The organism is Amphritea opalescens (assembly GCF_003957515.1).
Classification (GTDB): Bacteria; Pseudomonadota; Gammaproteobacteria; order Pseudomonadales; family Balneatricaceae; genus Amphritea; species Amphritea opalescens.
On sequence record NZ_RQXW01000006.1, the window covers coordinates 62,826 to 74,064 of the forward strand.

Genomic DNA, 11,239 nt, shown 5'->3' on the forward strand with positions numbered 1-11,239 from the left:
GACTTGTTAAGTGTTGCCACGCTGAGGGACACGCTTTTTTAGCTTTTCAGCTTTTTTCGAATGAACGTAGATTGTCTCTACTAAACTTTCTGTTATTTCAACTACAGTCAATACATCTTCAGCACTTGGATGAAATCCTCTATGGATCGCTGCATGACCGGCCTCCAAAATAGGTTCAACGATTTCTCGTTGTTTGCCAGATAGATAACCTGCTTGCTGAAAAGCCTCTAGGTTCTTTTTAAAAGTACCGTTGTCTGATACTTCTATAATCATCAAATGTTCAATTAACGCGCGAATACCCATTGCCGCTAGCCGACGTGAATCATTATGCAGTGCTGAATAGATTTCTTTGAGAAGCCCTCGAACATACTGCATTTGCTCATTGGGAACAAGACCGCCAAGTTCTGATAGCCACTTAGGCTCCGCTCGGGAAATTGCAGGAGGGTAGTAGTTAATGTCGATTATTGGCCGCCCATATTCATCGCATATTTCGGAGAACCAACTTGCATGCATAAGTTTTACGCTATCGCAGCCGCAACATTTAACCATATTGAATGTCTCACTTCCATGTATGGTATAACCATGATCGATCTCCTCATCCCATGGCTGATCTTCCTTATGCAACAGTATGTGGTTGGTTTCCCCGAGACACTTATTACACTGAGCTTTCAATTTGATTTCTTCCTTAGTTTCCATAGACACTCAACTGCTCATTATAGTGCCATCTAGCGCTATATCCCCTAAGCACTATAATTCTAGGAATACGACAATCCAAAGGACAACTACATCTTATATATCAGCAGGTTAAGAACATTCAAGAGAAGCACTTTACAGAAATATAGTGCCGTTCGAGGCTGCATCCCTGCCATAAACGTACTTCAATCATAATAGCTAGATGCTGCTAAATCAAAGCATTAGCTCAATACTTTGTGTACTCAAGGGGAAAGGGATCCCTTGAATAAGGGTAATGACATATCACGATGGCGCGTCTCATGCTTCGCCGACACCCGCATCTTTTTAGACCCCGCTGATTCTTCAATCGCCCCTAGAAGGGGCTCCCACATAAAGGCGTTAAACGCAAAAAGGCCGCTGAGATAGCGGCCTTTAGTTTTTAACTTGAATTGTTGTTATCAACCAAATATATCGTGCTTGTCACACTAATGAGTCACAAACTATATTACGCTCACAATCTTCATTAAATCAGTCACAAACTATATTCAAGGTTGACACTAAATGATAACAACAATTCAAGTTGGAAACTCACGAGTCAAATATATAGGCATTTATAACCAGAAAGTCATCTTTTAAGTTGGAAACTATCATGATTATACTTACCTCTCGATGCTAATAAAAAACAATTCAAGTTGGAAACTAATAAATACCTAAAACCCTATAGAATGAGAGTCTGACACAACGACTCATCTATCGATTAATAGATATTCCTGTCAAAAACATATGTATATCAACTTCTATAATATTTTTACAGTCTCATAATTTTTCGGACTAAGCAAACCCTTCAAATTCACATTATTTTCGTTATTTAAATAGCTTTAGATAACGAGCAAGAATTTTAGACCTTAAGCTACTTACAGTCATTGGTGGATTAACTTGATGAATCATTGCATGACAGTTTGGGCATAGTGGTACTAGGTCCTCAATAGGATCTACAACGTACTCTTTCCCAATGCTACTCAAGGGCACTATATGATGAACATGAATGTAATTTTTCCCCAAATCTAGGCCATATACCAAACTAAGATCAATACCACATGCTTTACATTTTATACCATGATGATCGATACACTTTTGCCGTGCCTTAAGGTCTCTTTCGTACCTATTAACAAGAACAGTCTTTTTCGCGCCTTCTATATACTCAGATGCTTCATTAAAATCAGCTTCACCTGCATATGATGGTTCTAGATTACCAGTGAGCTTATCCCATAGTTTCTCAAGGTCCGCGTCGATACCTCGATATGAAGTTCCTGATTTTTCTGGTGTAAATGCTCTTGATGATACTCCGAGAAGATCGGCTAGATACTCATGTGAAGCTACTGGTTTAGATGCTTTATCAGCTAGATAATCAAAACAAATATCGACATACCAGGCATTTTTGCTTGAGTCTGAAAAATCTTCCTCCTGTCGAGGCTCCGAAGCTATTTTTCCAGACCCCATTAGACCGGGTGAAAGCTTGCCTGTTCTCGATAGATAAACTCTATCCCCTATACACCCTTTTTTATGTGCACCAAACTTCCATCGCTCTACCACGATCTCCCCAGATGAGAATCTATCCATAAGATCCTGCATTTTTTCTTCAGACCACTTATCCTTATTCCACGTTATAATCCAAGCCAATGTGATCTCCTTTTTATATCTCACACTACAATTATGTCAACTCCCTATGATTAGCTAAAAATATAAAGAAACACTAAAAATCACAGGAACCTAAAACCTAAACCCTTTTTATTTATCTAACCATGCAAGGTAAGCGTTCAATGCAGAAATACTGCCGAATTTAACGTACCAAACCTCATGCTTATCCGTCAGCCTAGAAGCATTTTTTAGGTTTAAATTTGAATTTCGAGATTGGCCTTTGCTATAAGGTTGACCAGGGTGGCTTCTATTCACAATCTCTATATCAGCAGATAATAACGATCGATCGAACTCTTGTAACCAACAATAAACGCCATTTTTTCTTGTTCGCTCAATAGCAACTTGCTTTCCAAACCGGCTTTCAAAACCGGCGATGTATTTTGTTGGATTAGATGTCCGATTCAGATGAGAATCTAACATTTTCTCGGCAGTTGCTGATGTAAATATTTGTAGGTCCATCTTCATATCCTATTTGTACGTGTAATATTTAGTAATTAAGCTCCAAACCTCTGGGAAATATTGCTGCAATGCGAGCTCAAATAACTGTGTTGGCTCAATATCCAACGCTTCTGAAAGATGATCAATACGGCTGATAGGTAGATTTGTCCTTCCTGATTTGATCATACTAATCATGTTTATACTCGAAAACCCCGCTTCTTCAGCAATTGTCACTTGGCTTTTATGTGATTCATTAATAGCTTTAGTTAGAAATCGAGTTAAGGGGGTATCCTTAAAATAACTTTCCTGTTTACTCTTCATGAGAATTTCCTCTAAATGATATGCCCAACCGTAATAATACGACCATCCTCTGACTCAATGAGATACGTATCAGATAACGAGTCCAAATGATTAAGCACTCTATTAAGATCCTGTTTTAAGTGTTTAGCATCACGCTTAGTTAGTTGATACTTATATGTGCCACCTTTTTGATACATTTCTTTGCCGTAGTTAATAATTAGAGAAGCCATCGCATCTGGAATCGCTCGTTGTTTCAGTCGTTTTCTTGCATGCTGAGTTATCATCATGATGCCTCCACCTCTAATGTATCGGTAGGAATAAACCCTCTGCGCTTGCACAGCCACCTAAGCCCATCTTCTGGGGTAACATAAGTACGACCACCAACTTTAACTGTCTCTAAGCGATCATCTTTAGTTTGGTGAGTAGCATTGCGAACACTTTTCTCATTCATATTCGCTAAAAAAGCAACTTCACTCAAGGTAAGCAAATCATCCTTATAACCAGAAATAAATAAGTTTCCGTCTTCAGTAAAAGCGTAGTCATAACCCCCGCTAGCTAAATCTAGCTTGGCTCTTGCAATCATTGCCGAAAACACATTTTCACATTCAGTTAGCCTATTAGCCTCATAAAATTCCATAGCTGAACTCGCAATGTGAAGAAATGCCTGCATATCCTGAAGATCATCTAAAGAGATGCAATCAGCCGCTGAGGTATATCCTTTTACAGCGTAATCAAAAACATTATCAAAGATGTCACTAATTGACGAAGATTTGGGTTCTAAAACCATTTCACTCAGAGAAAACGCTCTCCTACATGAATTGTCTCTAAACGTGTTCAATGCATGTTGAGTTATTCGTAGACCAGCTTCTATATCCAATTCAAGCTTGTACTTTCTTTCTTCAATTGATTTCATGACATTACCTATTTTCTAAATATTCCATTATGGGTGGAATATATACCCACAAGCACCGCATGTCAACATATGTTACTTGAAATGGAATATATTAACGATATGTCTAACTTATACTCTACTGATAGACTCTCTAACTGCCTAAACATCTCTCAATTTTCTCTTTGGCCGCTAGGTACGCCTTTGGTAGTTTAGCTTGCTGACGAGGTAACCAGTTGTGTCCGCCAAAATATCGATCGATCTCAGACATAGATTTTGCGGTATCGATTTCCAACATAATCCTGCGACTCAAGTCATTGTCTAATTTCCCCCAGTCCTTTCTGGAGCGAAATACTTTCTTCTGGGCTGGCGGTAATTGCTGATACAGCCACGCTTTATCATGTTTAAATAACCACATATAGGCTGAGCATGCCGCTTTAATTTCATTTCTGGTATCGCTTGGATGGCTGTTGATATGGTCTATCAATCGATTTCTGGTTTCTCTCAGCTTTGTTTTAGCGCGTAGGTGTTTACGCCATGCCGATAGCCCTTTGTGACTCTGAATGATTTGTTCTACTGCACTAACAGATATGCGATGTTCCTTCGCGATAACATCTCTGTGCTGTCCCATAAAGGCTTTACGCCATATGGCACGCTCTACTTCTTCAGAAACTAACTGTGCTCGGCTACCAACCTTAATTCCATTCTTGAGGGCTAGCTGCTTTATAAAGCCGACACTACGGCCGGATAGTACAGATACTTTGCGCATCGATAGGCCGCTCCTCAATAGGACTAACATCTTGTTGGTCTCTAATACCTGATCAACTTTGTTAATTGTTACTGGCTCACTTAAAGGTTGATGGCGAACCTGCATGTTGAAGAGTATTTCCGGTGTCTTGGCTAAAAATGCCATCAGAAGCACATGCTTAATGAAGTGCAGATTTGCATCAGAGTGTACGAGCCTAGGCACAAAATTGAAGTTAGATAATTCAGTTGGCAAAAGGTTATTCGGGGACGTAAATAGCTCATCCCAATATGCCGTCAAATCAGCTTTCAGGGCTTTAAAACGAAGATTCCCATTCTTAGTAATATACCCTCGATCAGTGAGCGCCTGTTGATAACATCTACGTACTGAGAAAAGCGGTGATTGTTTGTTCAGAAAATCATGTAGCTGGGTAATAAAACGGGAAAGGTGCTTCTCACTGTCGGTATGAACAGCGCCATCGTCTAACATATGATTGTTTGGTAGTAGATACTTGCGACCGGCCTTGCCTTCACCCGCGCTAATGCTGCTTAATCGCTGACCGTGAACGGGACATACTGTCACTCCGTAAAGTTGATGGCTGGTATGCCAAACACTCCCTCCGTGCGTTGCTTCATCGTCAATTAAACAACTTGGACATAGCTTCAGCATCACACCCAACGCCAACTTACTGGCTGCTTGGCGTGATACTCGAAGTACACTGCCACCTTCATGGCCAAGCATACTATTCATCAGCTTTAAGCGCTCTGTAGGCTTCGCCAGCGTGAATGCATAAAGAGAGTAACCCGTCCCATCCAAAAGTAATTTGAAGGGGTTAATTGAAGCACTCTCTGCTAGATCTCTTACATGCGCAGGTAATACTGGATGCAATCTGACATGCTCAATATTAAATAAACGCTGGTTTGTTTGTTGCGGGGTGGTGTCGAGAGAATGCAGATGTATGTTGGCGACCATACTATAAACAGACTCACCTGCAATGTACTGAGGTATTGGTTGGCTCATGGCGATCTTAACCCATGAGTATCGATAAATCGTTGCTATCAAAACCTACATAATTCAGTATGGACAAGTAGATTAATGGGTGGCACGGTCGTTTTATAGTCGATAAGTTATGCAGGTGAGCATTTTTAAATAAAGTCGGCATTTTTCCTGTTGCGGCTACATCAAATTTAGAAAAGAACATCCTGAATGCTTGGGGATCGATATTGTCGGCCAACTCCTGCTCCCAAGCCCTTATCAAAATTTTCCTCCTGTATGTACCAATATCTGCTTCGTCAATACCAATATAACGCTGTAAAACGGTCACAAATTGATCGACGTTGAGTTCATGCTGCTCATTAGCTAACCGAAAAGTCATTGCCTCAATATCTTTCATTGCGTCAGAAAAATAACCATCAAAACCTGATACCCAAGCACCGCAATGAGGACAAGCATTATTCACTGGCGGTACCAATAGTTGATCGATGCTATCAGCCAAGAAACCGCACTCTGAACACTTCCCCGAAAGGCCCAGCTGATGCTTATCACAATGAAACGTGCCCGGAAGTTGATGATCCCTGTGATAGTAACTAATACCGTATTCATTTTGATCTTCTTCGACGCACTCACAACACCAGCGCCAATGATTGGTATTCGTGCCATAATGCCCGTGAAGCTTAAAACTTAGGGCCTTAACATCGGACTGAGCTAAATACCGAGCGACCTCCTGCTGCTCTGAGTTTTTCAAAAAAGGCCGAACATAGTTACCTAGCCCATGTTGAAAACAAGCTGACTCAATGCCTCTCTCTTGAAAGACATGTTGTAGAATCACATCATCCTGATGAAAATAACGATGAGGCCGAACCTTACAATTACTGAGCCCCAGCGAGTCCACTGTCGCAGGAAAATATTCATAAACACCCAATAGGTGTAAACGCCCAATAAACCCTGCAAGGTGCTCCCCTGGCAACAATTCCTTCAAGTTATTCATCGGAATCCTTTTTTGAGATGCAATGCCCTAAATCGCTCACAAAAGAGTCTGGCGTCATTTCATCCATCACGATGCTATTTTTAGTAGCATCAACCGAGTTGATCGGCTCATCTTTGACCTTAACCGGATCCTGCATTAACGCACTCGCCTGCCCATCAACCTTACTAGCAACAGCCTCTCGTCTCTCTTGAGCATCAGCATGCTCCAGCATGATCATCGGTGCCGTGTCTTCAAACTTATAATATTTCTGCTCCCGTAAAGCTGAAATAGAAGATTTGAGAATTTTAAACTGTTCATCAGAAATCTTATTAAGAGCCTTTATACTTAAATCTTGATTCTTGTCGTCAAGCAAGGTCAGATAGCTCATCGTCGCTTTCACCATACTCGTAGCGATAGCCGGAATCCCCCCTGATATGTAATGGATATGTCGCCGCAAGGTATCTTCATCCGTCTGTTGGTTTTTAAGCAAACTAGTTTGACAAAGACGCTTAATAAACCGTTTCCAGAATGAACCTTTTTCATCACAGCTGACCATCAATAACGAGCCACTCGTCGTGACTCGACGACTAATGGTCATCTCTTTTGAAAAAATATCTAGCATTGAAAACGTACCGATGAAGCATAAGGGTACCGATATACGATTAAAGATCTCTTCTATAAACTTCATTGAGGTCCTTTCATTATTACCAATGGTGTTACTCTTCGCTGTAGTCGATAAATTCTGTGCTTCATCCATAAAGATCATTCCAACACCATGGATGATGACGGCTTTTCTGACCGCCCGTATCAAGCTATTAACGTTATGATTACGCAGTGTATATTGATAGTTTTCACCTGTAGCCGCATCAATAGCCTCTAGTAAATTCATTAATACTGCCTTTTGCCCTCGGCGCTCATGAACTTCTACATACAAATAGGTAATTTGTGTTTGATGTAGTTGGACCTCTTCATTGCTCGGCGTGACGTAGTGGGAGTGCTCAATATGCTGATCGATTAACTTTAAAATATGTTTAATCATCGTCGTTTTTCCACGGCCGCTAAGCCCCGCGATAAAAAAACAATTCTTTGTATCCACTAAATCCAATGCCTCTATATAGGATGAACCAGAACCTAAGGTTTTATCTTTCTCAACAGCCATTAATAGCTGGCGTATATCTCTGCTCAATGGGTTCCGTTTTGCATATCCTGACTCCATCATCCGTCGAACAGTGTCATAAACTCGATAGGCCTCATCTTGTATAACGTAGGTATTCGATAGGTTATCAATAGCCGTTCGGACATAATAACTATGGTGCTCACAGGGAACTTGACTTAGATCCAACTCGTTATCAAAAGGAACGTTACCTAATTTCAAGAACTGAGATTGCGTTAAAGGAGCTCCCAAGCTTTCTATAAAGGGATTACCACGGTATGTAGCATTCGGATGAGGGCTGTACGTAGCTTTTGTCATTCAATTAATCCTCACATTGGATAATGGTTGGGTCGGTAAGATCTTGTCCGCTAGAGTCTCGAACAGAACCGGTATCTACTGCCGTCGTATTGGGTTGTTTTAAATCAGTTTGAATATCCATAGACTCATAAAACTTCTGCTTCGCGGCTTCAACTTCCTTGTACCCATGCATGCCTGGCTGAATATTTTTTGCTTGCGATTGCCTTAAGTATCTAACGTTCTTTTTTGCCTCATCATCAATCTCACTAATTTCAAGCTCCAACTTGACTCGCTCAGCAAGTCTTAGCTCTACTTGCTCAGCTAACACGCCTTTTTTCCTTTCCAATTTGCTCATCACATCAGCCCATATCTGATTTTTATAAGCTTCACTACGCGTGGTTAAATTCAGCTGTATGATCTTTCCTAGCGTCGAGTCAGTAACCCATATGTGGTTAGTTGATGTATCGGTATATCGAATTCGAACCTTATAACGGCCTTCATTTTTAGCTTTATCGAGCCATAGGTCCTTTACGATTTCGTCACTACAATAGTAAAGTCCTCGAAAATAGACGCCTTTATCCTGAACAGTTGCTTCAGCTTCAGGAAGTACCGCATACCGTACTTTTTCCCTAGAAACAGTCGGGGTCATAACCGCATTCTCTATCCCCCAATTCCAAACATCACGTGGCGTATAACCAACACCGTCTCGGGACATTTCAAAATTGTGAGAATCGACACGCGTGCGTGTATTATTCAGATGAATAATCGTTTTAATGAGAATTTTCATAAATTGATCGTAGGTAACTGTCGCTTTGCGCGAAGCATGCTGATCCTCTTTTCGAGGGTTTTTTACAACCTTTCCGTTTTCGATATGAACAATAACTTGGTTAAGTAAATCGAACATTTTTTCAACGCAACCTTTACAATCACCTCGGTGATACGCGTTAAAATTACCGGCTGTAATTCCAATTCGCGGCCGCAGTAAGGCTTCAATATGTGCATCTGTATTTTCCCCACCCCGATCAAATGTTAGCTCTCGACAAGGGTGATGGCATGGCCAATCTTCCGCTTTGATTGTGACGCCATGGCTGGCGCAAAACTCCACTTTATCAGTCATTGCGCTATATAAAGCCTGCCCTGCGGAATGCCAATTAGGCCCATCAAATGCCACATGCACACCGACAATCATGGTCGTACAGGTATCAATCACAAGGAAAACGATTGGACGGCCAATCGCGATCATTTCTTGGCCGGAGTAATTAGACCTGATATAAATATCAGCTACTGTCGAATCAATTTCATACCGACTGGTCGGCCCTCTCAGGCCTTCTCTCGCAACACCAGGCTTACCAGCATGATCCCTATCATAATTTATGGACCCTTTTTCCTTACGCAAAAAGGTTAAGTTACTCACTATTTTTTTAACCTCTCGCATAAATGATCGAGGTGATATGAGAAACTGGGGTGGCAACAAAACCCCAAGATTTTCAGCAATATCAGTGTCTAATGCACCTTTCGGCTTAACAGATACAAGACAATACTGACGACAATAATCTAAATACAATTTTCTGAGACTGACCTTATAGCCAGACCTTATCTTTTTACAAAACGCAGCAATCTGGAGACGGTCTTGTTCCGTGACCATACGATGAGGAGTCCCAAATTTCGTCTTTGGGCCAGGCTTAGACTTAAGACACACTACGTTGTTTTCGATAACGAAATAATCGTCTAATCGAGTCTGATTTTTCCCACACATGAAGTACTGAGGGAGCAGCGAATTATGAAATCCACCGAAGGCAAAAAAACGGTTTAGTGACGTGGCTATAAATTTTCTACTTCTGCCAGACTCTTTCATTAGCTTAGAGAAAATGCCCGCGCTATCACCAAATAAATATTCCAACCGAATAGACTGATCATTAACGATGGGATGAATAGCCTCTAGCGCTTTATTACGCATAGCAAGCCACTTCTCTTCTATATCAGCATCACGTAATTCAAGCGCAGCAGGAAATGAATGATCAACAACCTGCATAATCCCTTTGTCGACACTCGCTTGAAGTTCAGAAAGCGATTTCGTAAAAGGCCTGCGGGGATTCTTCAACGATAAGTCAGTCAACGCAACGAGGTCGACCTCTGGAGCCACCTCAACGATTAACCATTCAATCGCATTCTTATCACATGAAATAATTTTTTGATTAGGCAACATAACCATATCCTTGTGGCGGATAGTGAATCGGACGATATAACTCAATACGCTCACTAAGGTTCAGGTTGATCAACCTTTCGTAAACTGCCTTCTGAAAAACAGAGAGAGCTTGATATTTTGAGATCGCTAAAGCCTCAGAAACACATTGAATATGTTGGTACAAGGTCAGCTCTGAGTGGCCTATGAAGTGTTTTACGAACGTATCGATGATGCTCAATAGCTTTTCGTTACTCATATCTAAATACTCGGGGTGGTCATAGCATTCCCGCAAGAACTCAAGGTTATAAATCTCAGTACGATCAAAATCATGCTCAGTTAGTAATACGCACTCCACCCCTTGGGTCCGCCAAAACGCGAACTCTAAGTCCAGCTTTTGCTGTGTACGATTCACCTTACGCTGGCCATTTACTGCGCTATCTAGTGCAGATTGATACTTATAGCTGTAGGGCTCAAGTATCTTTCGACCGTCCGGTAATTGCCTGATAATCACAAGATCCGTTGTCATTGTTTTAGCAGGTATTTTTAGATCATGTTTGTAGCGCTCTTTGTATGAGCCCGGATGAACAATATTGAGTTTTCTAGCTATATCGAGGGTTTCATTTATCGGTAAAGGGTATTGCTCAAGAATATCGACAATCGTTACATCACTTTCAAACATAAAGAATGGCAGTCGTTCCCCGCGACTCAATAGATGATGAAGTCGGCCGGTTTTGTGGCTGAAAATGATTTGTCCTTGCCCATAAGTATGTGATTGTCTAACCGTTACCCATGGACGGAAACCATTCTTCTTCACAGTACGTTGGTACTTTTTGATTTTGTTAAGTTCAGAGTCAGTGATGACCGGCTGCTTGACTTGTTTGTTTTTCATACTGACC

Annotated in this window: 11 protein-coding genes; all 11 read right to left on the reverse strand. The window is 41.1% G+C overall.

The features are described from left to right. Positions 1 to 6: 6 nt before the first annotated feature. On the reverse strand, positions 7 to 696 hold the full coding sequence (locus EH243_RS08275; RefSeq protein WP_126158178.1) for a DUF4145 domain-containing protein: 690 nt from the start codon (positions 694 to 696) through the stop codon (positions 7 to 9). Positions 697 to 1,536: 840 nt separating this feature from the next. Continuing rightward, positions 1,537 to 2,352, reverse strand: coding sequence for an HNH endonuclease (locus EH243_RS08280; protein WP_126158179.1), 816 nt, complete (start codon positions 2,350 to 2,352; stop codon positions 1,537 to 1,539). A 108-nt stretch (positions 2,353 to 2,460) separates the two neighbouring features. Then, positions 2,461 to 2,829 carry a hypothetical protein gene (locus EH243_RS08285; RefSeq protein WP_126158180.1) on the reverse strand — a complete coding sequence of 123 codons (369 nt, stop codon included), beginning with the start codon at positions 2,827 to 2,829 and terminating at the stop codon, positions 2,461 to 2,463. 9 nt (positions 2,830 to 2,838) lie between these two features. Next, on the reverse strand, positions 2,839 to 3,129 hold the full coding sequence (locus EH243_RS08290) for a helix-turn-helix domain-containing protein (protein WP_126158181.1): 291 nt from the start codon (positions 3,127 to 3,129) through the stop codon (positions 2,839 to 2,841). A gap of 11 nt (positions 3,130 to 3,140) precedes the next feature. Continuing rightward, positions 3,141 to 3,395 (reverse strand): hypothetical protein, encoded by a 255-nt coding sequence (locus EH243_RS08295; RefSeq protein ID WP_126158182.1) that lies wholly within the window; start codon positions 3,393 to 3,395, stop codon positions 3,141 to 3,143. Then, on the reverse strand, positions 3,392 to 4,021 hold the full coding sequence (locus EH243_RS08300; RefSeq protein ID WP_126158183.1) for a MerR family transcriptional regulator: 630 nt from the start codon (positions 4,019 to 4,021) through the stop codon (positions 3,392 to 3,394). The genes EH243_RS08295 and EH243_RS08300 overlap by 4 nt, the downstream gene beginning before the upstream one ends. A gap of 130 nt (positions 4,022 to 4,151) precedes the next feature. After that, a complete protein-coding gene (locus tag EH243_RS08305) occupies positions 4,152 to 5,762 on the reverse strand; it encodes a TnsD family Tn7-like transposition protein (protein WP_126158184.1) in 1,611 nt (536 codons plus the stop codon). A 7-nt stretch (positions 5,763 to 5,769) separates the two neighbouring features. Beyond that, positions 5,770 to 6,729: a TniQ family protein gene (locus tag EH243_RS08310; RefSeq protein ID WP_126158185.1), complete on the reverse strand. Its 960-nt coding sequence runs from the start codon at positions 6,727 to 6,729 to the stop codon at positions 5,770 to 5,772. Beyond that, positions 6,722 to 8,179, reverse strand: a complete 1,458-nt coding sequence (locus EH243_RS08315) for an ATP-binding protein (RefSeq protein ID WP_126158186.1) — start codon at positions 8,177 to 8,179, stop codon at positions 6,722 to 6,724. The genes EH243_RS08310 and EH243_RS08315 overlap by 8 nt, the downstream gene beginning before the upstream one ends. A gap of 4 nt (positions 8,180 to 8,183) precedes the next feature. Further along, complete coding sequence (locus tag EH243_RS08320; RefSeq protein ID WP_164549072.1) at positions 8,184 to 10,364, reverse strand: Mu transposase C-terminal domain-containing protein; 2,181 nt, start codon at positions 10,362 to 10,364, stop codon at positions 8,184 to 8,186. After that, entirely contained in the window at positions 10,354 to 11,232 is an 879-nt protein-coding gene (locus EH243_RS08325; protein ID WP_126158188.1) for a TnsA endonuclease N-terminal domain-containing protein, read from the reverse strand. The genes EH243_RS08320 and EH243_RS08325 overlap by 11 nt, the downstream gene beginning before the upstream one ends. Positions 11,233 to 11,239: the final 7 nt, after the last annotated feature.

Bases quoted from the DNA above. Each gene is read 5' to 3' on its own strand.
- EH243_RS08285 (WP_126158180.1), bottom strand. From the start codon at position 2,829: ATGGACCTACAAATATTTACATCAGCAACTGCCGAGAAAATGTTAGAT.
- EH243_RS08320 (WP_164549072.1), bottom strand. From the start codon at position 10,364: ATGTTGCCTAATCAAAAAATTATTTCATGTGATAAGAATGCGATTGAA.
- EH243_RS08325 (WP_126158188.1), bottom strand. From the start codon at position 11,232: ATGAAAAACAAACAAGTCAAGCAGCCGGTCATCACTGACTCTGAACTT.
- EH243_RS08275 (WP_126158178.1), bottom strand. From the start codon at position 696: ATGGAAACTAAGGAAGAAATCAAATTGAAAGCTCAGTGTAATAAGTGT.
- EH243_RS08315 (WP_126158186.1), bottom strand. From the start codon at position 8,179: ATGACAAAAGCTACGTACAGCCCTCATCCGAATGCTACATACCGTGGT.
- EH243_RS08300 (WP_126158183.1), bottom strand. From the start codon at position 4,021: ATGAAATCAATTGAAGAAAGAAAGTACAAGCTTGAATTGGATATAGAA.
- EH243_RS08290 (WP_126158181.1), bottom strand. From the start codon at position 3,129: ATGAAGAGTAAACAGGAAAGTTATTTTAAGGATACCCCCTTAACTCGA.
- EH243_RS08305 (WP_126158184.1), bottom strand. From the start codon at position 5,762: ATGAGCCAACCAATACCTCAGTACATTGCAGGTGAGTCTGTTTATAGT.
- EH243_RS08310 (WP_126158185.1), bottom strand. From the start codon at position 6,729: ATGAATAACTTGAAGGAATTGTTGCCAGGGGAGCACCTTGCAGGGTTT.
- EH243_RS08295 (WP_126158182.1), bottom strand. From the start codon at position 3,395: ATGATGATAACTCAGCATGCAAGAAAACGACTGAAACAACGAGCGATT.